Origin of the sequence: Geobacter sp. (genome assembly GCF_030834625.1) — a bacterium.
GTDB lineage: Bacteria > Desulfobacterota > Desulfuromonadia > Geobacterales > Geobacteraceae > Geobacter.
The window spans coordinates 1-19,816 of record NZ_JAUQXO010000087.1; the positions used below are offsets into that span (position 1 = coordinate 1).

General features: G+C 60.6%; 23 protein-coding genes and 1 riboswitch. Of the genes, 14 read left to right on the plus strand and 9 right to left on the minus strand.

What is annotated here, in order from left to right:
- Nucleotides 1-103 precede the first annotated feature (103 nt).
- The 5 genes from RCH91_RS20120 to RCH91_RS20140 form a co-directional block, all read right to left on the minus strand.
- Nucleotides 104-742, minus strand: a complete 639-nt coding sequence (locus RCH91_RS20120) for a DUF2806 domain-containing protein (protein ID WP_306537041.1) — start codon at nucleotides 740-742, stop codon at nucleotides 104-106.
- A gap of 75 nt (nucleotides 743-817) precedes the next feature.
- On the minus strand, nucleotides 818-1,510 hold the full coding sequence (locus RCH91_RS20125) for a hypothetical protein (protein WP_306537043.1): 693 nt from the start codon (nucleotides 1,508-1,510) through the stop codon (nucleotides 818-820).
- Nucleotides 1,511-1,632: 122 nt separating this feature from the next.
- On the minus strand, nucleotides 1,633-1,995 hold the full coding sequence (locus RCH91_RS20130; RefSeq protein ID WP_306537045.1) for a hypothetical protein: 363 nt from the start codon (nucleotides 1,993-1,995) through the stop codon (nucleotides 1,633-1,635).
- 210 nt (nucleotides 1,996-2,205) lie between these two features.
- Nucleotides 2,206-3,402, minus strand: coding sequence for an MFS transporter (locus tag RCH91_RS20135; protein ID WP_306537047.1), 1,197 nt, complete (start codon nucleotides 3,400-3,402; stop codon nucleotides 2,206-2,208).
- Between the two features lie 18 nt (nucleotides 3,403-3,420).
- Nucleotides 3,421-3,921 carry an NUDIX domain-containing protein gene (locus tag RCH91_RS20140; protein ID WP_306537049.1) on the minus strand — a complete coding sequence of 167 codons (501 nt, stop codon included), beginning with the start codon at nucleotides 3,919-3,921 and terminating at the stop codon, nucleotides 3,421-3,423.
- A 369-nt stretch (nucleotides 3,922-4,290) separates the two neighbouring features.
- Between RCH91_RS20140 and mftA the strand changes: the two genes are divergently transcribed.
- The 14 genes from mftA (at nucleotide 4,291) to RCH91_RS20210 (ending at nucleotide 16,852) form a co-directional block, all read left to right on the plus strand.
- A complete protein-coding gene (gene mftA, locus RCH91_RS20145) occupies nucleotides 4,291-4,398 on the plus strand; it encodes a variant-type mycofactocin precursor (protein WP_306537051.1) in 108 nt (35 codons plus the stop codon).
- Between the two features lies 1 nt (nucleotide 4,399).
- The gene (gene mftB / locus RCH91_RS20150; RefSeq protein WP_306537053.1) at nucleotides 4,400-4,657 is read left to right on the plus strand and encodes a mycofactocin biosynthesis chaperone MftB; all 258 of its coding nucleotides are present in this window, start codon (nucleotides 4,400-4,402) and stop codon (nucleotides 4,655-4,657) included.
- Complete coding sequence (gene mftC / locus RCH91_RS20155) at nucleotides 4,638-5,678, plus strand: mycofactocin radical SAM maturase (RefSeq protein WP_306537055.1); 1,041 nt, start codon at nucleotides 4,638-4,640, stop codon at nucleotides 5,676-5,678. The genes mftB and mftC overlap by 20 nt, the downstream gene beginning before the upstream one ends.
- A 111-nt stretch (nucleotides 5,679-5,789) precedes the next feature.
- The gene (locus RCH91_RS20160) at nucleotides 5,790-7,751 is read left to right on the plus strand and encodes a mycofactocin system FadH/OYE family oxidoreductase 2 (protein WP_306537057.1); all 1,962 of its coding nucleotides are present in this window, start codon (nucleotides 5,790-5,792) and stop codon (nucleotides 7,749-7,751) included.
- Nucleotides 7,751-8,755 carry an electron transfer flavoprotein subunit alpha/FixB family protein gene (locus tag RCH91_RS20165; protein ID WP_306537059.1) on the plus strand — a complete coding sequence of 335 codons (1,005 nt, stop codon included), beginning with the start codon at nucleotides 7,751-7,753 and terminating at the stop codon, nucleotides 8,753-8,755. The genes RCH91_RS20160 and RCH91_RS20165 overlap by 1 nt, the downstream gene beginning before the upstream one ends.
- The gene (locus RCH91_RS20170; protein ID WP_306537061.1) at nucleotides 8,752-10,050 is read left to right on the plus strand and encodes an FAD-dependent oxidoreductase; all 1,299 of its coding nucleotides are present in this window, start codon (nucleotides 8,752-8,754) and stop codon (nucleotides 10,048-10,050) included. The genes RCH91_RS20165 and RCH91_RS20170 overlap by 4 nt, the downstream gene beginning before the upstream one ends.
- Complete coding sequence (locus tag RCH91_RS20175) at nucleotides 10,047-10,325, plus strand: ferredoxin family protein (protein WP_306537063.1); 279 nt, start codon at nucleotides 10,047-10,049, stop codon at nucleotides 10,323-10,325. Before RCH91_RS20170 ends, RCH91_RS20175 begins: the two co-directional genes overlap by 4 nt.
- 34 nt (nucleotides 10,326-10,359) lie before the next feature.
- Complete coding sequence (locus tag RCH91_RS20180) at nucleotides 10,360-11,253, plus strand: electron transfer flavoprotein subunit beta (protein ID WP_306537064.1); 894 nt, start codon at nucleotides 10,360-10,362, stop codon at nucleotides 11,251-11,253.
- The gene (gene mftF / locus RCH91_RS20185; RefSeq protein ID WP_306537066.1) at nucleotides 11,250-12,683 is read left to right on the plus strand and encodes a mycofactocin biosynthesis glycosyltransferase MftF; all 1,434 of its coding nucleotides are present in this window, start codon (nucleotides 11,250-11,252) and stop codon (nucleotides 12,681-12,683) included. The genes RCH91_RS20180 and mftF overlap by 4 nt, the downstream gene beginning before the upstream one ends.
- A gap of 9 nt (nucleotides 12,684-12,692) precedes the next feature.
- A riboswitch (molybdenum cofactor riboswitch) is annotated at nucleotides 12,693-12,815 on the plus strand.
- 37 nt (nucleotides 12,816-12,852) lie between these two features.
- Nucleotides 12,853-14,589, plus strand: coding sequence for an aldehyde ferredoxin oxidoreductase C-terminal domain-containing protein (locus RCH91_RS20190; RefSeq protein ID WP_306537068.1), 1,737 nt, complete (start codon nucleotides 12,853-12,855; stop codon nucleotides 14,587-14,589).
- A gap of 72 nt (nucleotides 14,590-14,661) precedes the next feature.
- Complete coding sequence (locus RCH91_RS20195) at nucleotides 14,662-15,267, plus strand: hypothetical protein (RefSeq protein WP_306537070.1); 606 nt, start codon at nucleotides 14,662-14,664, stop codon at nucleotides 15,265-15,267.
- 5 nt (nucleotides 15,268-15,272) lie between these two features.
- Nucleotides 15,273-15,497: a MoaD/ThiS family protein gene (locus tag RCH91_RS20200; RefSeq protein WP_306537072.1), complete on the plus strand. Its 225-nt coding sequence runs from the start codon at nucleotides 15,273-15,275 to the stop codon at nucleotides 15,495-15,497.
- 1 nt (nucleotide 15,498) lies between these two features.
- On the plus strand, nucleotides 15,499-16,317 hold the full coding sequence (locus RCH91_RS20205) for a HesA/MoeB/ThiF family protein (RefSeq protein ID WP_306537074.1): 819 nt from the start codon (nucleotides 15,499-15,501) through the stop codon (nucleotides 16,315-16,317).
- A 106-nt stretch (nucleotides 16,318-16,423) separates the two neighbouring features.
- Entirely contained in the window at nucleotides 16,424-16,852 is a 429-nt protein-coding gene (locus RCH91_RS20210) for a molybdopterin-binding protein (RefSeq protein ID WP_306537076.1), read from the plus strand.
- Nucleotides 16,853-16,856: 4 nt separating this feature from the next.
- Here RCH91_RS20210 and RCH91_RS20215 read toward each other — a convergent pair whose 3' ends face one another.
- The 4 genes from RCH91_RS20215 to RCH91_RS20230 all read right to left on the minus strand — a co-directional run bounded on the left by RCH91_RS20215 (nucleotide 16,857) and on the right by RCH91_RS20230 (nucleotide 19,677).
- Complete coding sequence (locus RCH91_RS20215; RefSeq protein WP_306537078.1) at nucleotides 16,857-17,726, minus strand: nucleotidyl transferase AbiEii/AbiGii toxin family protein; 870 nt, start codon at nucleotides 17,724-17,726, stop codon at nucleotides 16,857-16,859.
- Nucleotides 17,726-18,376: a hypothetical protein gene (locus RCH91_RS20220; protein WP_306537080.1), complete on the minus strand. Its 651-nt coding sequence runs from the start codon at nucleotides 18,374-18,376 to the stop codon at nucleotides 17,726-17,728. Before RCH91_RS20220 ends, RCH91_RS20215 begins: the two co-directional genes overlap by 1 nt.
- A gap of 173 nt (nucleotides 18,377-18,549) precedes the next feature.
- On the minus strand, nucleotides 18,550-19,254 hold the full coding sequence (locus tag RCH91_RS20225; RefSeq protein WP_306537082.1) for a flavodoxin family protein: 705 nt from the start codon (nucleotides 19,252-19,254) through the stop codon (nucleotides 18,550-18,552).
- Nucleotides 19,255-19,545: 291 nt separating this feature from the next.
- The gene (locus RCH91_RS20230) at nucleotides 19,546-19,677 is read right to left on the minus strand and encodes a hypothetical protein (RefSeq protein ID WP_306537084.1); all 132 of its coding nucleotides are present in this window, start codon (nucleotides 19,675-19,677) and stop codon (nucleotides 19,546-19,548) included.
- Between the last annotated feature and the right edge of the window lie 139 nt (nucleotides 19,678-19,816).

Below are 19,816 nucleotides of genomic sequence, written 5' to 3' on the forward strand. Positions count from 1 at the left end.
CCGTTGGACAGAAAGGCAATGAAGAAACAATTGCAAAGTATGTCCGTAACCAAGGTCGCGAAAAAGAATATCAGCAACTACACCGGGAACAGCTTACGCTTTTTTAAGATACCCCGTAGCTTGCTGCGGGGTAGTTCATTACAAATATTTTGTTTCCACTGATAATTGCTAATTTAGCAATCCTTGAAAATAACTCTGCTTCAGATTGAGTAATATTTTTTAGTAGTTCAAGGGTGCGGAGGGAGTATGATCCGGGCTTTTTCACTTCGCCAGCGAGAACCTTACCCCATAAAGATTGCATTTGTTCATTTGAAACATCTTCTGCAATACGGAAAAATCTAGTTGTCCAATCGCTGTCAACTTCGCCTTCAATTTTGTCCGTTTCACTATATAATTCGTCAGCAGCAAATTGAGTAATCTGCTCAACATTTGATTGTCTTTTGGCCTCTTGGTACGTAATCCGGGCTAACACACGTTTGTCGAGTGGCGCATCCGGAAGAGTCATAACTTCAAGAGATGGAGAGGATTTTAGAGCAACTGCTCCATTTTCGTACTCAACAGGGCCAAGGAGTTTTTGACTTTCAGATATCGCCTGCGCGATAGTTTTTATTTCATAAGCCTTTGCATCTGCATTTTTGCGCGTCAGCATAGGTCGGGATACTCCACCAACACCCTGTGCCACAACTTCAATCAACTTTTTTAGGGGCTCGCTAATTCCAGCCAAATCTTTGATTTCAAGCATTTATTGCCTCTCCTTATTTGTCGCTCAACGTGAGAGAGTGCAGCGGCGTAGCGAAGCGGAGACCGTCTGCCACGCTTAGTTAGGTTTACTCCGTGCAAACCACCCTGATGCGTATTCGATATCCTCGGCAAATGGGTTATTCGCTTCTGAAATGCCTCCAAGATCGGAATCAATAATTCCTAAATAAAAGCTGTAATGTGGGACTGGATGACCCGCAAAGGCAGAGATAAGCTCAAGCGGATTTAGACCGACTCGATCAGTCAACTCTAAGACGAACAATCTTTTTGAATCAACCCTCCAAGCCAAGTCGCCAACGTACCTGGGTTTAGTTAGTCTTATTCGAAATATTTCTCTCAAGTCTGATGCACTAATGAGAGATATTTCTTTCTTAGTGATTTGGTTGTCAGGATCACCGACAGATAATGCTACCCAACGCTGATCAGGACTGATGGCTATTGAGCTAAAGAATTCCTTTTCTTTCAATGAATTCCTGAGCTTTGAGGCTATGGAGGGGTTCCACTCTGCCCAGACTGTCCACGGCAGGCTAGTTCGAATAGAATTGCCCCAGGGAATATCCTTCGATTTTTCTTGGTATGTGTCTATTATCGTTACGTTTCCCGATTCTTCGGCTAATCTATAGTCACGTACAAGCTTCGGATCACGAATTCGTATCAATAAATCGGAATTGCTATTTGCAGACACATCACCAGCAACGGCCATGCATAAGATTGCAACTGAGAAACATAGCTTGATCTTTTTACTCATCATTTCTTTATCACCTAACTCGTTATTGACCGGTTAGAAAAGCATCCTATATAAGAATTTGCATCTCTTATGAGATGCCTTTGGTTTCTTATATAAGATGCACGCGAGTATCCCATATAAGATAACTACAATTCCTGGCCCCTCTTGAAGTAATCCTTATGGATTCTTTCCTCCAGTTCAGTGCCGCGGATTGGACCATAGGGTACAAACCAAAGCTTCACCTCCGGATCCCACTTGCCCCCGACCGATTTCAGCCGGTTTTGCATGGCTTTCTCGGAAAAATTGACTATTACAGCCACGATATCGTCATCCCGGATTCTCACGGTGGGCTGCCAAGGCTTTTCCTCGACAACAATCTCCACTGTCTTCAACCGCACTCCCCGGCTTTCATCATATCGGTACCGGACATACAGCAACGCTTTGCCGTACTGTTCGACGAGTTTCTTTGTTCCCTTCTGTCCCGGTTTAAGGTTCAGCCGCGATTTCATTGGCTCTCCACAAGTATACCGTCAGATCTTTCTCGGCCCGAATCCTTCCGGATGGCCTGGTTAATGGGCTTCCCGGCCATTCGCCTCCAGCCAGGACTTGGCAGCGAGGCAAGGCGAAATCAGGAGAAAATGCTAACGAAAAATAACTTTTGGAGCGTGTGCTGTCAAGAAATGTCTGGGGGAAGGATACTGCTGGTGGCCGTTGTGGATTTACCGCGAAGGCCCGACGGGAGACGTGGTGAGGTTTCGGAGAAAAAGTATGGCCAAGGACGGCAGGACGATCATGAAGGCATAGGAGAGAATCCGGAAGGCATGCTGCACGCCTCCCCCGTCGGCCAGCATTCCGACCAAGGGTCCGGTGCAGGCGAAGAGGAGCCGGAAGCAGAGAGATTGCAGGGAAAGGATCCCCGCACGGTTAGCGGAGGGGGTTTCCTTCTGGGAATGGCTGAGCATCATCGGCCCCCGGAGCCCCCTCATGGCGGTCAGCAGATAATAGAAGAGAAATCCCCCCACCCCGCCCACAAACCCGAGCCCAAGATATCCCATCCCGATGAGAATCAGAAACAGGATTACCATCCGCCGGTCCCCCAGATGGACACTGACCCGGTGGCTGGCAACGGCACAGAGCGCCACGGTCAGGTTGGCCCCGGTCCAGACGGGACCGAACCATCCCACGGGAACCCCCTCATGCTGCATGTAGGGCTGGATCAGCCAGACCGGGTAGAAGGAGGCGAGCCCCAGGGCCGCGTTCAGCAGGATGGTGGAGCGCAGCCGCCGGTTCTCCAGAAAGGCGTAGCGGGCCGTGCGGACGGCTTCCGCCAGGTGGCTGGCTGGCGTGGTAAGCTCCCGGGCCGGCTCCACCAGGGAGCGGGTCAGAAGCAGCGCCAGCAGCCACACCCCCACCTGCAGGATAAAGGGAGAGAGGGGCGCCGCCGCGTAGAGGACCCCCGCGAAGACCGCCCCGAGGGCCTCCCCGGCCTGGCCGAACCCGCTCATGCGCCCCTCATGGCGCGCATAGGCGTGCTCCTCCCCTTCCCCCTTGAGGGTTTCGTAGAGAAGCGCACTGTCGGAGCCGCTGATGAAGGCGAGGGATATCCCGAGAAGAACCTCGGCAATCAGCACGTGGGCGAAGGTGCCGGCGACGGAGTAGATCCCCCACCCCGCCATCCCCAGAACGGATGCGACGGTAAGGGCGGCGCGGTAGCCGAGGCGGTCGCTCACGTAGCCCGTTGGGTACTCCATCACCACCATGACGATGGAGAGGATGCTCTGCAGCAGGAGGATCTGGGTGAGGGAAAGGCCGATCTGGTCCTTCCAGAAGAGGGTGATGATCGCCATGGGGAAGAGGGTCATCTGGAGGAAGGAGAAGGCGTAGAGCTTGCGAATGTTGGCGGACAAGAGTCTCATGCCGGCGTTATATCATGTTCATGCCGGAACCTCACCTCTCTCGGCGAAGTATCTCCGCACAACCTCGGTATGCATGGAGAACCCCAGTTCCATGGGGCGGTCGATGAGGACCACCTCCTGAGTCTCAGGCGAGAAGAACGGCCGGAGGATCTCGCCGGGCTTCGGCGCCGCCAGGCCGAAGATCACCAGGGTGTCGTCAAATCCGTTCTGCACATCGTAGAGGGTCATCCCGCCGCCATCGGCATCGATGCCGGTCTCCTCCCGCAGTTCCCGTAGTGCCGCCTCCTGCCACGTTTCGCCGCAGTCGATGTAACCGCCGGGAAGGGTCAGGGTCCCTTTCCGGGGTTCGATGTTTCTCCGGATGACTACCAGACCCTCCCCCACCGGTTGCAGTACGACGGCCACCGGCAGCGGATTCAGGTAACTCGAATTGAGACACGCTGCGCAGCGCCGTGGCCACGGTAGCCCATCGGGAAAACGGGTGCCGCAGTACGAGCAGTGGGAGTTCTTTTCATGCATGGGGGCCACCTTCCTCGGAATAACACTCCTGCGTTCTCCGTATCTCCGTGTTATTGAATAGCGCAGTTCCCGCGCCGTTGGCAACCCCGTATTCACGATCACATAACATTGGTTTGCAAATGTGTGGCAAAAATCCTCGTTGAGGAAATTCGCTACAATGCCACCGCCGCCCCGCCTCGACCCCACCCTTCCAAGTTGTCCTATTTCTCTACACATTCAGGATGCCCGCCTTCGGCACACCGCCGAAATCCTTCGACTTTACGGCGCAAATCGCTGTTTTATTATTTGGCACCGCCGTTGCAGATAGGGAGATCAAAGGACGCATCACCCGGTGGTGCCAAACCGAAACCCATTCAAAAGGAGAAGACCATGGAACAGGAAAAGCAAGCAATCGAGACGTGCAGCGAAGAGCCCCGCATCCTGGAAGAAATCAAGGTGGAAGAGCTCGCCATCGACGGCATCTGCGGGGTGTACTGAGATGGCGGCGGCAGGCATAGAGTTTCATCCGGCCTGCCGTGCGCGGCAGGAAGGGTTCGGCCTCTTGTTTTACGATTCACGGGGGCCGCGCCTCCTCTTCGCCGAAACCGGCACCCTTCTTCACCCCGACTACTTCGGGACCGTGCGCGGCAGGGACGAACTTCCCGAAGGGCTGTCCGACCAGCAGAAGAATGCATTGCAGAAGTTTGTGACAAAACTTCTAGAAAAGGGGTTCCTCCGTGAGCAACCGCTACGTTGAAATGGGGATGCGCTCCCCGGTAAACCTGACCTGGGAAGTATCGCTGGCCTGCAACCTGCGCTGCACCCACTGCCTCTCCTCCTCCGGAGAGCCCGCCAAAGGCGAGCTCACCACGGCCGAGGCCCTGGACCTGGTGGAGCAGCTGCACGAGGCCCGGGTCTTCCAGGTGAATTTCGGCGGCGGCGAGCCGTTCATGCGCCCCGATTTCGAAGAGATCCTGGCTTCATGCCATGCGAAGGGGATCATGACCTGCATCTCCACCAACGGCACCCTCCTCGACGCCGAGCGGGTTGCCCGGCTGGCAACGAGCCGCCAGGTGGCCATCCAGGTGAGCATGGACGGCGCCACCCCCGAGACCTGCGACGCCATCCGGGGCAAAGGGGTCTTCGCCGCGGCCACCAAGGCGATCAAGCTGCTGGCGGCCACCTCCATCCCCACCAGCATCAACACTGTTCTTACCACCCAGAACGCCGGCGAGATTCCGGCCATGCACGAGCTGGCCCGCTCCCTCGGCGTGTCGCTCCGGGTGAGCCGATTCCGTCCGTCCGGGCGGGGAGCGGACAACTGGGAAGATCTGCGGCCCACGCCCGCCCAACTGTTGGAGTTCTCCGACTGGCTCGCCCGAAGCGGCGACGTGCGGACCGGGGACAGCTTCTTCTCCCTCACCAGTCAGGAGCGCCAGGGGTTGGGGCTTAATCTCTGCGGCGCGGCGAAGCTCACCTGCTGCGTCGGCCCCACCGGGAACATGTATCCCTGCGCCTTTCTCCAGACCGACCGGTTCAAGGCGGGGTCTCTCCGGGAGCAGAGCTTCCAGGAGATCTGGGACAGCTCGGAGATCTACGAATCCTTTCGTTCGCTGCGGATCCATTCCTGCGAGGAGTGCCAGCGCTTCGACCAGTGTCACGGCGGCTGTCCGGCCGTTGCCTGGCACCTGAAAAACGACCTGAACGGCGGCGATCCGGAGTGTCTGGAGCGTTGCGTGACATCCATTGCCGACGCGAACAGGGCGGCGGCCGCCTGAAATAACAGAATGTAGGGGCGCCGCTTGCTGCGCCCGATTGCGAGGCAAAAAGGGCGCGGCAAGCAGCGCCCCTACATCAGAATAAATAAGAGCCTTTGAGGAGACCTCATCATGATGTTCCCGAATCTGTTCTCGCCCCTGAAACTGGGGACGGTTGAAGTGAAAAACCGGATTTCCTTCCAGCCGCACCTGACCAACCTGGCAGTGGGCAACCTCCCCAGCGAGCGTCAGATGTATTACTGGGGCGAGCGGGCCAAGGGGGGGGCCGGGCTCATCATTACCGAGGAGATGAGCGTCCATCCCACCGACATGGCCTACGAGAAGCTGATCGACGTCTACCACCCCGAGGTGATCCCCGGCTTCAAAAAGATCACCGACTACGTCCATCAGTTCGACAGTAAGATCTTCGCCCAGCTGAACCACAACGGCCAGCAGGGAGACGGATCCATCTCCCGCCTGCCGGTCTGGGCCCCCTCCCCCATCCCCGACGTCCTCTTCCGGGAAACCCCGAAGGAGATGGAGCCGGAGGATATCGAAGAGGTTGCCCACTACTTCGTCAAGAGCGCCATCCACGTCCGGGAGGGGGGATTCGACGGCATCGAGCTGCAGTTCGGCCACTCCAGCCTGGCCCGCCAGTTCCTCTCGCCCCTGACCAACTTCCGCACCGACGAGTACGGCGGCAGCCTGGAGAACCGGATGCGGGCCCCCCTCAGATTCATCAGTGCCGTCCGCAAAGCCGTGGGGAACGACTTCACCCTCGGCATCAGGATGTGCGCCGACGAGATGATCCCCGGCGGCCTCGACCTGGGCCAGGTCCAGGAGATCTGCGCCCGGTTCGAGGCGAGCGGCCTCATCGATTTCATGGACCTCTCCATCGCCACCTTCTACAACCTCTATCTCGTGGAAGGCTCCATGCACACCCCCCTCGGCTACACCATCCCCCTGGCCGCCGGCGTCCGGGAACGGATCAAGCTGCCGGTCTTCTGCACCGGCCGGATCAACGACCCGGTCATGGCGGAAAAGGTGCTTGCCAACGGCCAGGCCGACATGATCGGCATGTGCCGGGGCCTCATCTGCGACCCCTTCCTCCCCAAGAAGGCCCAGGAAGGGAGGATGGACGACATCCGGTACTGCATCGCCTGCAACCAGGGGTGCATCGGCCGGATCGGCATGAACAAGACCCTTGGCTGCGTCCAGAACCCGGCCATCGGCCGGGAGAAGGAGTGGGGGGAGGGAACCCTCACCAAGGCCAACGTAAGGAAGAAGGTGACCGTCGTCGGCGGCGGCCCGGGCGGCATGTGGGCCGCAAAGATGGCCGGACGTCGTGGCCACAGCGTCACCCTCTACGACCGCAACGAGGCCCTCGGCGGGCAGGTGCGGACCGCCATGAAGGGTACGGGGCGCGACGAATTCGGCGTCATCATCCGCAATGAGAAGGACCAGGTGCCCAAGGCCGGGGTGAAGGTGAATCTCGGCGTCGAGGTGAACGCGGAAAAGGTCCTGGAGGAAAAGCCCGATGTGGTGATCATCGCCACCGGGAGCCTCCCCAAGAAGCACCCGGTGGGGGGGGCCGACGGCCCCTCGGTGTACAACGTCTGGCAGGTGCTGGACGGCGAGGCGGAGCTGGGCGACAAGGTCTGCCTCATCGACTACGACGGACACCACCGGGCCAGCGCCACCGCCGAATACATGGCCATCCAGGGAAAGTCGGTCCACGTCATCACCTCCAGCCTCTTTGTGGGCGCGGAGCTCGGCCCGACCCAGGACCTCTACCTGACCCGGCAGCGGCTCCTGCAGAAGGGTGTAACGTTCACCCCCGACATCGCCGTCATGGAGGTCGGCGGCGAGACCGGCGCCAAGACCGTGAAGGGGTTCAACGTCTACTCCAACCAGTGGGACGAGTGGGGCCCCTTCGATACCATCGTCCTGGCCATGGGGCAGAAGGTGGACGACTCCCTCTACATGGCCCTCAAGGGAAAGGTGGAGGAGCTGTACCGGATTGGCGACTGCGTGGCCCCCCGCAAGGTGGACATGGCCATCTGGGAAGGTCATCGGCTCGGGAGGGAGATCTGATGAGCGGCAACGGAAAGATCCTCGTTTTTGTCGATCTGCCCGGCGGCGAACTGGACGAAACCGGCCGGGGGCTCCTCTCCTACGGATCGCGCCTGGCCGGTTTCCTCGACGCCCCCTGGGGGACCGCCACCCTCCTCGAACCCGCGGGTGAGCATCTGGCCGCCTTTGCCGCCTACGGCGTGCCGGCAATCACCTGTGTAGCCGGAGGAGACAATGCGCTCGACACCCCTGCGCATCTCGGCAGGCTTCTGGGCCAGCTTGCTACGGAGACCACGGCAAAGATCATCGTGCTCCCCCACAACGACCTGGGGGCGACCCTTGCTCCCATGATCGCCGCCACCCTCAATGCCGCCATCCTCACCGAAGTGGTCACCGCGCGCCGGCAAGGGGACGGGGTGAGACTCTCCCGGCAGGCCCTGGGCGGGCGGGTTGCGGAAACGAAAGAGTGGGATGGCTCCCGCCCCCTGGTCATCACCGTCCCGGTCCGCTCCCTGAGCCAGGTGCTCATGCCGACGGTCCGCCCCAGCACGCCGGCTCTGACGGTCTGGCATCCCCTCGCCCTCCCGACCGATGCCGCCGCAACGGTTACCGAACGGATACCGCCCGACCCCCAGACCGTCGATCTGACCGAGGCGGAGGTGATCTTCAGCGCCGGCAAGGGGTGCGATCAGGCCACCTTCGACCAGCTCAAGGAGCTCTGCCGCCTGCTGAACGTATCCTTCGGCGTGACCAGGCCGGTCTACGACCTGGGCTGGACCGGCTTCGAGCGGATGGTGGGGCAGACCGGCCGCACCGTTACCCCCCGTGTCTACCTGGCCCTCGGCATTTCCGGCTCCATGCACCATGTGGGAGGGATCAAGGACTCCCGCCGGATCATTTCGATCAACAGCGACGCCAAGGCCCCCATTTTCGCCAACTCCGACGAGGGGTTCGTGGCTGACCTGAAGGAAGTGCTGCCGTCCCTCCTGGAGCGGGTTAAAGCGGCCGTCGGAGGTGCGCAATGAGTACATCCTATGATGCGATAGTTGTCGGGGCCGGCCCCGCCGGCTCGTCCGCCGCCCTGACCATGGCGCGGGCAGGCATGAAGGTGGCCCTGCTGGAGCGGGGGACGTTCCCCGGCGAGAAGAACATGTTCGGCGGAGTGCTCCACCGGCTCCCCTCCCTGGAAGAGGTGTTCCCCGACTTCTGGGAGCGGGCCCCCCTGGAGCGCCACATCGTCAAGAAGGGCGTCACCTTCATGACCGGCGACTCCAGCTTCTCGACGACCATTGAAGCAGGCAGCTTCGACCGCCCCCCCTATAACGGCTACACCATCTTCCGCCCCAGTTTCGACCGCTGGCTCGCTGACGAGGCGGTCAAGGCCGGCGCCACCCTCATCACCCGGGCCACGGTGGATGACGTCGTGGTCCGCAACGGCAAGGTGGCCGGCGTTACCATCCTCGACCGGAAGGGCGAACTGACCGCACCGGTGGTGGTGGCCGCCGACGGCGTCCTTTCCTTCACCGCCAAGAAGGCGGGGCTCCGGCAGCCAACCTTCGACCCGGCCCAGATGGCGGTGGGGGTCAAGGCGCTCATCGACATGCCGAGAGAGCTCATCGACGACCGGTTCGGCCTGGTGCGGGACCAGGGTTTCGCCAACGAGTTCGTCGGCTGCACCGAGGGGGTCAGGGGTGGAGGTTTCCTCTACACCAACTACGACTCCCTCTCCGTCGGCCTCGTGTTTCACCTGGCGAGCCTGCGGACCAGCGGCAAGACCCCCTACGATCTGCTGAACGCCTTCATGGAGCAGCCACAGGTGGCCAAGATGGTGGGGGGGGGAAAACTGCAGGAGTACTCGGCCCACGTGATTCCCGAGGGCGGATACAACATGATCCCCGAACTGGTGGGCGACGGCATCCTCGTTGCCGGCGACGCGGCGGCCCTCTGCAACGCCACCGGCCTCAACCTGGAGGGGATCAACCTGGCCTCCCATTCGGGTGTCCTCGCCGGCCAGGCGGTCATCGCCGCCCACCAGGCGGGTGATTTCAGCCGGCGGGGGCTCGAGGTGTACCGGCAGCTCATGAATGACAGCTACGTCATCAAGGACCTGAAGCTCTACCGGAAGGCTCCCCACATGCTCCACAACGACCGCATCTACAACGAGTACCCGGAATTGGTCTGCGGCATGATGGAGTACATCTACCGCATCGAAGGCACCCCCAAGGAGAACCTGTCCAAGCTGTTCCTGAAGACGGCAAAGGAGAAGGTGGGGCTCAAGAACCTGGCGGCCGACGCCTTCAGCGCATGGAGAGCACTATGAACATCGATGAGATTTTCGACTTCACCAGCTTCACCATCGACCGGGAACCCCACATCGTCCTCGATCCCCAGGTCTGCGTGGGTTGCGACAACCGCGGCTGCACCAACTCCTGTCCGGCCCGCTGCTACACCTGGTCGGAGGAGGATAAGAAGATGACCTTCGTCCATGACGGCTGTCTTGAATGCGGCACCTGCTACGTGGTCTGCCACCGCAATGCCTTCACCCGCTGGCGTTATCCCCGGGGAGGGTTCGGGGTGGCGTACCGGATGACGTGATGATCGCGCGATAACTAGGTAGGAGATTTCAGATATGCCCTACAAAAACCTTCACATCCTCGTCCTCCTCCGGGAGGTCAACGACCCCCGCCCTCCCGCCCGCGTAACGACGCGGGGCGCCGGCATCAGCGACCGGGGCCTTCGGCGTGTCCCCAACCAGGCCGACCTCGTTGCCCTGGAAGAGGCTCTCCGGCTCAAGGACAGCCTCGGAGGCGCCGTGACAGTGCTGGCAATGGGTCCCGAGCGTCTCGACGACACACTCCGCCTCGCCTTCTCCCTGGGTGCGGACCGGGGGATCCGGTTCTGGGACCATGGCCTGGAGGGGGGCGATGCGGTGGCCGACGCCCGTATCCTGGCCCGGATCGTTGGTATCCTCTCCCCTACCCTCCTCTTCACCGGCAACCGTCTGGCGGACCGTGGCGACGACCCGGTGCCGGCCCTGGCCGCCGCCGCCACCGGCGCCCCCTGCATCACCGCAGCCGTTGCGCTAACCCTGAAGCCGCAGGGAGTAGAGGCCCTGCGCAAGGGGGACCGGGGTGCCCGGCAGAAAGTCGCAGCACCGTTCCCCTGCACGGTGCTCTTCGACGAGGGGCAGACACCCCGCTACCCCTCCATCGAGGCAATCACCCGATCCCTGACCGCTCCCATCGAGGAGTGGGAACTGGCTGACCTGGGGCTCCCCTTCTGGGAGGTCGGCGCAACCGGAGCCTATCTCACGACGGCGGAGTTCGGCACGCCCCGCCCCGACCCGGTGCGGCTCGTGACCCCGGACCCGCAGCTCCCCGCCTTCGAGCGGATAATCTCCCTTCTCTCGGGCGGCATCAAGGCCCGTGAGGGGAAAACACATCTTCTCTCGGCTGATGAAACGACCACGGAGCTTTTGAGGATTTTTCGCGAAGAGGGAATCGCACCGGAGGCAGCGTCATGATCTATCGCCTGTCGCGGCATGTGGAACTGATGGAACGGGGGGGTGAAAACTTTCTCGTAACAAAGACTCCCCTCTGCGTCCTTCGCCTGAACCGTTCCCTGACGGAACTCGTCAGGCGCGGGATGGAGGGTCCCCTGTCCGCCGCGACCGCCGCCGAGGCCGACGTCCTCGAGCACCTGGCGGCAAAGGGCTTCATGGAGCGGCTCCGGAATGCACCGGAACAACCGTCGGCGCTTCCCACCGTCAGTGTAGTCATCCCCGTCAAGGACCGGGCGGAGGAGCTCAAACGCTGCCTTGCTTCACTCGCCACCCTCACCTATCCCCGGGAGAAGCTCCAGATAATTGTGGTGGACGACGGGAGCAGCGACGACTCTGCAGAGGTGGCGCGGCAGGCCGGAGCCCGGGTGGTCTCGTCGGGGGGTACGGGCCGGGGACCGGCGGCGGCCCGCAATGTGGGGGCGGCGGCCGCCCGGGGTGATATCCTCGCCTTCATCGATTCCGACTGCACCGCCTCCAGGGAGTGGCTCGCGGAGCTGATTCCGGCCTTCGACGATCATCGGACGGCGGCCGTGGGGGGACTGGTGGACGGCATGTGCACCGAATCGACCGTGGACCGCTACGAGGCGGTCATGTCCAGCCTCTCCCTCGGCTCCCGGGAGCGCACGGGAAGCGGCGGAGACGACACCTTCTACCTGCCGAGCTGCAACCTCCTGGTTCGCCGCCTCACGTTCCGCAGCGTGGACGGCTTCGACGACACCATGCACGTGGGCGAAGACGTGGACCTGACCTGGCGTCTGCGGGACGAGGGGTGGACCATCGCCTACCTGCCGGCGGGAAGGGTCCTGCACGAGCACCGGAGCACGCTTCGCTCGTTCATGTCCCGCCGCTTCGATTACGGCACCTCCGAGGGGATGCTCCAGATCCTCCATCCCCACCGCCGCAAGCGGATGGTCGTTCCGCCGCTCCTGGCCCTGCTCCTTGCCCTCTGCGTCATGGCTCCGTTCACCGGGGGGTGGACACTCCTCATGGCCGCGGGGGTCCTGGCGGTGGACGCAACGGTCGTGCGGGTGCGGTTCGCCCGCCGGAAGCTGCCCGTCGGGCTTCCTGCCCTGGTGTCCGGCCGGCTGCGAGCCCTGGGGAGCCTCGTCTACTATCTCAGCTACCACCTGATTCGCTACTACGCCATCCCCCTCCTGGCCCTCTCCCTGTTCTTCCCGCTCTTCGGCCTGGTGGCCATCGGTGTTCTGGGGTGCGCGGCAAAGGTGGATCACGGGATCAAGAAGCCGCGGCTGTCATTCATTCGCTTCACCGGCATCTACCTGTTGGAGCAGGTCGCCTACGGGGCCGGGGTCTTCTGGGGATGCCTGAGCAGACGGTGTTTCGCTTCCTACCGGGTGGTGATTCTCCGGCAGATGGAAGCGGCCGGCTAGAAAAGATACATAGTACACTTTCTCCGAGCCTGCCTTCCTGCGGGGATGATGGTTGTCCCATGGTGTCAGGCCACTGGGTTTTGCCGGAAACGGCAAAGCCTCCCTTTGGAAAGGAGAATTATCGTGGCTGAAGACCACACAATCCAGGAAAAGGGAAAGGAGTAAACGCATGGACAAGATTGCTCGGATCAACATGGGAGCAGCGGGTGGCCCCACGGTAACAGTGGAAGGGCTCGGCGAGTATGCCGGGCTCGGCGGGCGGGCGATGACATCGCTGGTCGTTGCCAAGGAAGTGCACCCCCTCTGCCATCCGCTGGGGGCAGAGAACAAGCTGGTGATCGCTCCCGGCATGCTGAGCGGCACCACCGGCTCCATGACCGGCCGGCTGTCGGTGGGGTGCAAGAGCCCCCTCACCGGCACCATCAAGGAGTCCAACGCCGGGGGCCAGGCCGCCCAGGTGCTGGCGCGGCTCGGCTACGCCGCGGTCATCCTCGAAGGGAAGCCCGAGGGTGACGACCTCTACAAGATCCTCATCAACAAGGACGGCATCCAGGTCATCGTCGACAACAGCCTGAAGGAGCTGGACAACTACCCTGTCATCGAGAAACTGCGGAAGGAGTATGGGGACAAGGTCGCCTACATGTCCATCGGCACCGCCGGTGAGAGAAAGCTCCTGGCGGCTTCCATCGCCTGCACCGACCCTGAGCTCCGTCCGACCCGCCACTGCGGCCGCGGCGGCGTTGGGGCGGTCATGGGCGCCAAGCGGGTCAAGGCGATCATCCTTGACGACGCGGGGATGAAGATGCGCCCGCCGAAGGATCCCGAGAAGTACCGGGACGCCAACCGGAAGTTCGTGGAGGGGCTGCGCAAGCACCCGGTCACCGGCGAGGGGCTCCCGGCCTACGGCACCAACGTGCTGACCAACGTCCTCAACGAGGCGGGGGGCTACCCCACTTACAACTTCAAAACAGGGCAATACGCCGGCGCCGCCAACATCAGCGGCGAGGCCCAGGCGGAACTGGAAGTGAAGCGGGGCGGTACCGCCACCCACGGCTGCCACCGGGGCTGCGTAATTCAGTGTTCCGGCATCTATAACGACAAGGACGGCCACTACCTCACCAAGCAGCCTGAATACGAGACGGTCTGGTCCCATGGCGGGCACTGCGGCATCGACGACCTGGACACCATCGCCCGCCTCGACTTCATGGACGACAATATCGGCGTCGACACCATCGAGATGGGGGTCACCATCGGGGTGGCCATGGATGCGGGAGTCATTCAGTTCGGTGACCGCGAGGGGGCCATCCGGCTCATGGAGGAGGTCGGCAAGGGGACACCGCTGGGGCGCATCCTCGGCAGCGGCGCCGCCGTAACCGGCAAGGTGTTCGGCGTGGAGCGGGTGCCGGTGGTCAAGGACCAGGCGCTCCCCGCCTACGACCCCCGCCCCATCCAGGGGATCGGCGTCACCTATGCCACGAGCACCCAGGGTGCCGATCACACCGCGGGCTACGCCATTGCCACCAACATCCTCAAGGTGGGCGGCGACGTGGATCCGTTAAAGACCGAGGGGCAGATCGAGCTGTCGCGCAATCTGCAGATCGCCACCGCCGCCATCGACTCCACCGGCATGTGCCTCTTCATCGCCTTTGCCATCATGGACCAGCCGGAGACCTTCCAGGCGCTCCTCGACATGCTCGGCTCGTTCCACGGCATCACCATGACCGGCGATGACGTGGTAGCCCTCGGCAAAAAAGTCCTCTCAGCCGAGCGGGACTTCAACACCCGGGCCGGCTTCAGCAAGCAGCACGATCGGCTGCCGCGCTTCTTCTACACCGAGCCGGTCGCACCCCACAACCAGACCTTCATGATGAAGGATGAGGAACTGGACGACGTATTCAACTGGTAGGAAGCATGTGGGGGCGGAGCGGCAGTTCCGCCCCCACGTGATATTAATCCGTCGAAGGGAGAAGGCCTGACCATGGAAGCTCCTCTCACTCGCCTCACCCTCACGCTTCCCCCCGCCCTGGCCAGTGAGTTCTTTCCACTCCTCCAGCGGGGATTTCTCGTCACGGCCCACGTGGGATGCACACTCGAACGCCTCCTCTGCCGTCAGTGGGGAATTGCGCCCGAGTATGTGGCCTCGCGGATCACCACCATCTTCCTTGACTCAAAAGCAACCGACAACGTTAACTCAGCCATAGTCAGGGATGGTGCAACCGTAGCCCTTTCGGGCGCCATGCCCGGACTGGTCGGGGCAACCATGCGGCGTGGCGGGCACCTGGCCGCAATGCGCAGCAGCATGACCCATCAGGAAACCGCCACCGGCGCCACCGACCGGATCGGCACGGTGCGGGTCAAGCTCTTCAACATCCTCCTTCCCGAACTGGGACCCGAGTTTCTGAAACGCGGCCTGCTGATGAGCTGCGAAGAGGTAACCGCCTTTTTTCGGGATCGTGACGAAACCTTCTGGGAAGCGTGCGACAGTGCCGTTCTCAACGGCACGCCGGTGGGCTCCGGACTCCTTCGGGCAACAAATCCCTTCTGCACGGGCGGGACCGTGCGCCTCACGGTCAACTTCAGGTGACAGACATGAACGTAACCGTCAAACTGTTTGCAACCTTTCGTATCGGTCGCTTCAGCATCGAATCGCGCGATTACCCGGAAGGGACCACGGTCGCCGACGTGGTCAGGGAACTGAGCCTCCCCGAAAATGAAGTGGGGATCATGATGGTCAACAGCCGCCATGTGAAGCTCGACCACCGGCTTGCCGAAGGGGACACCCTGGCCCTCTTCCCTCTTCTGGGGGGGGGATGAGATGCAATCCCTCGAAGAGTATATACGGCAACACGCAGAGGGGGATCTGGTGCCGTGGCGATGCCAGGTGGAAATGACTGAGCGTTTCACTCTCACCCTTGCCGAGGCCGAAGGGGCGATCCTGGAGCTCGGACTCCTGCCGGCCCGTTACCAGCGCAACCGCGAGATGCTCACGACCGGGCAGCAGCTCCGCCTCTTCCGGAGCCGGGTTGCCGTCATCGGCTGCGGCGGGCTGGGGGGGTACATCATCGAGGAACTGGCCCGCCTGGGCGTCGGGACGATTGTCGCCATCGATCCCGACATCTTCGTCGAACACAATCTGAACCGTCAGCTCCTCTCCAGTCCCGGCCAGCTGGGCCAAGTCAAGGTCGAGGCGGCTGCGGCGCGGATTGCGCAGATTAATCCGGCGGTCACCCTGATTCCGCTCAGGGAAACATTCACCAGGGGAAACGGGTCGGAACTTCTCCGGGATTCTCACGTTGCGGTTGATGCATTGGATTCGGTTACGGTCCGCCTGGAACTGGCTGAGGTCTGCGGCGAAATGGGTATACCCTTCGTGCATGGCGCCATTGGCGGCTGGTACGGCCAGGTATTTACCCAACTGCCCGGAGAAAGAACGCTGCAACAGCTCTACGCGGGCCGTGAAGGGGGGACGGGGATCGAGAAAAAGCTCGGCAATCCCTCGTTTACTCCGGCGGTGATCGCCAGCCTGGAGGTAGCGGAAACCTGCAAGGTTCTTCTTGGCGTGGGAAGGCAGGGAAAAGGGCGCAAACTCGCCATAAACCTGCTTGATATGGAGGTAGAAGAGGTAGTGATCTGATTTTCTCTGACGCTACGATTTGCCTGGATTTCTCGTGCTTGACGTCTTCAGAAACTGCTGCATACTTCAATAATAGGAGTGAAATCAAGCAGCAGGGAGGCAGCATATGAAGATCAGTGCCAGAAACTGTTTTCCGGGCACCGTAGCCGGAATTAAACGGGGAGCCATAAATTCCGAGGTTGAACTTGCCTTGCCGGGCGGGAACAGGATCATAGCGGTCATTACCAATGAAAGCCTGGAGAATCTGGGACTCAAGACCGGTTCCGACTCCTATGCCATCATCAAGGCGCCACTCGTGATCATTGCCAAAGGGGCACAGGATCTGAAATTCAGTACGCGCAACGTACTCGCAGGGTCTGTCAAAGGTATCAGGCATGGCCAGGTAAACGCCGAAATAAGCCTTGCTCTTGCGGGAGGATTGACGGTGTCGTCGATCATCACCGAAGAGAGCGTTAAGAGCATGGAACTGAAGGAGGGTGACGAGGTCAGCGCGCTCTTCAAGGCGTCGAGCGTGATACTTGCCGTGAAGGCATAGGTTGTTACCCTTCAACCTGAATTCGTCTCGCAACATCTCGGAAGAAGTCGTGCGACCAGAGAGTGAGCACCTGTTGATCCTTGACGAATGGCGCCACGTCTTTACGTGCCTGATTGACATCAAGCCGGTCAATGGTATCAAACAGCAGCTCACTAAACGCTGCAGGAGAAAGTGACAGTTCCCCGCTCCAATGACCGGTCTGTCGCATCCTTTGCTCAAGGTGGGCAAGATTCAACTGCGGATGGTTGGCTGCATACCAGACAAAATCGTACCAGTCGCGCCCCTTGACCCGGTTTTTCCACTTGCGGAAGAGGAGTGCATGCATCTTGCCGGCAAACAGGTCCGGGAGCGAATAACTCCGAACGGCAAAGGGTATCGGTTGCAGCAGATAGCGGGTCGAGGTGGTAAACCCGGGTGGCGGGTCCGTATCCACCTCGATCTTCACCTTCAGCACCTGTCCAGCGGAAACCTGACCGGCAAGCTCTTCACCAGTCTCGATGACCAGGAGTTCGTTACGGGTGTTCGCCTTGAGAAACGCAGACTGAACCGCAGATTCCACGGCCTTGTCGACCATTTCCACCCGGACGTTGAAGCCGAATGCCAACAATTCTTCCTCAAGTGATGCTGTATAACGCGCAAGATTGAAATCAGGTGACGGTTCAAGCAGCGAAAAATCCAGATCCTCGGAGAACCGATCGAGTCCGTACAGTATACGAAGAGCGGTGCCGCCGTAGAACGCAGCATGTTCGAAAAACTTTGACCGCCAGAGTCCGAGCAGTGCCACCTCCTGAATAATCTCCCGAAGAGCCCTGACCGAGTCGTCAACACTCTTCGGTTCGTATCTGGCAAGCATGCGGGTCACGGCCTCATGCATCATCGTATTCCTTTTCTCAGGCGGCTGATCAGATCGGCCAACAGCTTTACTCTGCGGGATCGGTAAACACGGGCAATCTCCGCAACACGGACCGGATCGAGTTCACGGAGACTGGCGGGGTCGATGCGAAGGCTGGATAGCAGATAGTCGTGCAACTCTTTCTGTGTGGAGATACCGGCGCCCCGGTCGGCAACGATCCGGTCTGCAAGTGCCTTTTCCGGAATGGCAACGAGGAAGGAACGACCATCATCCAGTTCAACGCGGTCCATACCGGTGCGAAAGGCTTCCAGCGGGATCATTCGATAGGAAAAAGTACCGACCGGGGTATCGAAGGTCCGTGACCGCCCACAGGTAACCGAGGTCAGCGCCTCAACCCGCTCCGGGGTCAGGCCGTGATAGTGCAAGGCGTATTCGAGGGAAACATAGGATGGGCCATAGATGAGATTGGCGAGCAGTTCCCGGCAGAAGGGCCGCCGACGCAGCGGTTCGCCGAGGATGTAGAGCCCCTTCTTGACCCGGATCATATCTCCCTTGGCCAGCATCCCGGATATTTTCATCCGTGGCCGGGCATACCCATGAACGGCATCCAGCAGAGTCTGGTAGTCAAACTCCTCATAGGGGATGCTTTTGAGCAACAGGGCGTTCGTCATGATCACCATCTCCGGTGTGATGACAGCAATATAGCAATTTTAAGCATAGTATGTCCATATTTTTTGGACATACTATACACAAAACAGCTATTTGCTTGTATGGCCACTTGCCCGTATGGCCGGCGGCGACGGCACGGTTCTTCGCCTCGAGGCGCTGAATTTCCGCCTCCATCTCATCGTTGTACTGCACTTCGAACATGGCCGATGCCACTATCGTTTCTGTCCCGCCAGTAATCACGCTCGAACACCCAGCACTCCTCCATGAATTCAACCAGCCCCGACATCCTCTCCCGGAATGCGCCGAGAAAGGGCTCCTGCTCCGGGAACCGCCGCTTCTCCCTGATGCAGCGGCAAAGTTCGCGACCCAGGGTGCGGGCCTGGTCATAAAGGTGCGCCTCATCGGGAAAGGCTCTGATGCCGGCAATGGGGGAGCCGATGCCGCCGACGGAGGTTGCCCCCAGGGTGTTGACGACCCGCTCCATGTATGAAATCACCTCCGCGTCCTCGCCGCCCCCGGATGTTTCCACGACGGCCGCGTACTTCCCCTCCAGGGCCATGCAGTGAATCAGACCGCAGCAACGGTCGAACAGCGCCTTCATCTGGGCAGTGACGCTGAAAATGTAATTGGGGCTGGCCAGGATGAAACCGTCGCAGGCAAGGAGTTTCTCCTTGATCCCCTCGTAGTCGTCCCCTATGGAGCAGGTACCCGTCTTGTGGCAGAGATCGCATCCGACGCACGGTTGCACCTTCAGGGTAGAAAGGGAAAGAATTTCCGTCTCAGCCCCGGCTTCCCTTGCTCCGGACAGGACCTCTTCCAGCAACCGCCCGGTATTTCCCTTCATCCCTCGGGGGCTGGCAATGATCGCGACAATGTTCATGGTGTCTCCTTGTGAAATAGGAATACCACCCCCCTGCTCACGTCGTTCGCTTCCCCCCTATGAAATAGGGGGGATTGAGGGGGGTCACAACCGCCATTCCCGCCGATGCGCTGCTAAATACTCCGGTGCCGGCCAGTGATCGCGCTCTGAAGGGGGATGTACTCCTGCCGCAGAGATCGCGAGCAGGAAGGGACCGTGGTCGTAGCGGTCTAGGGTTGCCAGAGCGTAGGCGTAATCGTCGATGACCCGCGTCCGGAGTCTGATAGAGGACAATTGCGTTATCGGCTCTGTTCATGCAGTTCCCTCATAAAGTTCGGCGATGCTGCTGGTCTGCCCCAGCGGCACCACCCGCCGCCAGTAGAGGTTGAACATCTCGTTCAACTCCTTCATCGAGTTAAACCGGTTTCTGCCCTCATAATTCATGAGGTGTCCTGTCAATAGTAGACACTCCCAACTCAAGCGGCGGCCGTGTTTGTGCAGAAGTTCAGGGCAAACACGGCCGGGGCCAGATAGCCAAGGCGCGAGTGGCGTCGTTGGCGGTTGTAGAATATCTCGATGTATT

Coding starts and splice junctions, on each gene's coding strand:
- RCH91_RS20180 (WP_306537064.1), top strand. CDS start 10,360: ATGCCCTACAAAAACCTTCACATCCTCGTCCTCCTCCGGGAGGTCAAC.
- RCH91_RS20205 (WP_306537074.1), top strand. CDS start 15,499: ATGCAATCCCTCGAAGAGTATATACGGCAACACGCAGAGGGGGATCTG.
- RCH91_RS20225 (WP_306537082.1), bottom strand. CDS start 19,254: ATGAACATTGTCGCGATCATTGCCAGCCCCCGAGGGATGAAGGGAAAT.
- mftB (WP_306537053.1), top strand. CDS start 4,400: ATGGCGGCGGCAGGCATAGAGTTTCATCCGGCCTGCCGTGCGCGGCAG.
- RCH91_RS20230 (WP_306537084.1), bottom strand. CDS start 19,677: ATGAATTATGAGGGCAGAAACCGGTTTAACTCGATGAAGGAGTTGAAC.
- RCH91_RS20190 (WP_306537068.1), top strand. CDS start 12,853: ATGGACAAGATTGCTCGGATCAACATGGGAGCAGCGGGTGGCCCCACG.
- RCH91_RS20220 (WP_306537080.1), bottom strand. CDS start 18,376: ATGACGAACGCCCTGTTGCTCAAAAGCATCCCCTATGAGGAGTTTGAC.
- mftF (WP_306537066.1), top strand. CDS start 11,250: ATGATCTATCGCCTGTCGCGGCATGTGGAACTGATGGAACGGGGGGGT.
- RCH91_RS20195 (WP_306537070.1), top strand. CDS start 14,662: ATGGAAGCTCCTCTCACTCGCCTCACCCTCACGCTTCCCCCCGCCCTG.
- RCH91_RS20130 (WP_306537045.1), bottom strand. CDS start 1,995: ATGAAATCGCGGCTGAACCTTAAACCGGGACAGAAGGGAACAAAGAAA.
- RCH91_RS20160 (WP_306537057.1), top strand. CDS start 5,790: ATGATGTTCCCGAATCTGTTCTCGCCCCTGAAACTGGGGACGGTTGAA.
- RCH91_RS20140 (WP_306537049.1), bottom strand. CDS start 3,921: ATGCATGAAAAGAACTCCCACTGCTCGTACTGCGGCACCCGTTTTCCC.
- RCH91_RS20135 (WP_306537047.1), bottom strand. CDS start 3,402: ATGAGACTCTTGTCCGCCAACATTCGCAAGCTCTACGCCTTCTCCTTC.
- mftA (WP_306537051.1), top strand. CDS start 4,291: ATGGAACAGGAAAAGCAAGCAATCGAGACGTGCAGCGAAGAGCCCCGC.
- RCH91_RS20120 (WP_306537041.1), bottom strand. CDS start 742: ATGCTTGAAATCAAAGATTTGGCTGGAATTAGCGAGCCCCTAAAAAAG.
- RCH91_RS20215 (WP_306537078.1), bottom strand. CDS start 17,726: ATGCATGAGGCCGTGACCCGCATGCTTGCCAGATACGAACCGAAGAGT.
- RCH91_RS20175 (WP_306537063.1), top strand. CDS start 10,047: ATGAACATCGATGAGATTTTCGACTTCACCAGCTTCACCATCGACCGG.
- RCH91_RS20165 (WP_306537059.1), top strand. CDS start 7,751: ATGAGCGGCAACGGAAAGATCCTCGTTTTTGTCGATCTGCCCGGCGGC.
- RCH91_RS20210 (WP_306537076.1), top strand. CDS start 16,424: ATGAAGATCAGTGCCAGAAACTGTTTTCCGGGCACCGTAGCCGGAATT.
- RCH91_RS20125 (WP_306537043.1), bottom strand. CDS start 1,510: ATGATGAGTAAAAAGATCAAGCTATGTTTCTCAGTTGCAATCTTATGC.
- RCH91_RS20170 (WP_306537061.1), top strand. CDS start 8,752: ATGAGTACATCCTATGATGCGATAGTTGTCGGGGCCGGCCCCGCCGGC.
- RCH91_RS20200 (WP_306537072.1), top strand. CDS start 15,273: ATGAACGTAACCGTCAAACTGTTTGCAACCTTTCGTATCGGTCGCTTC.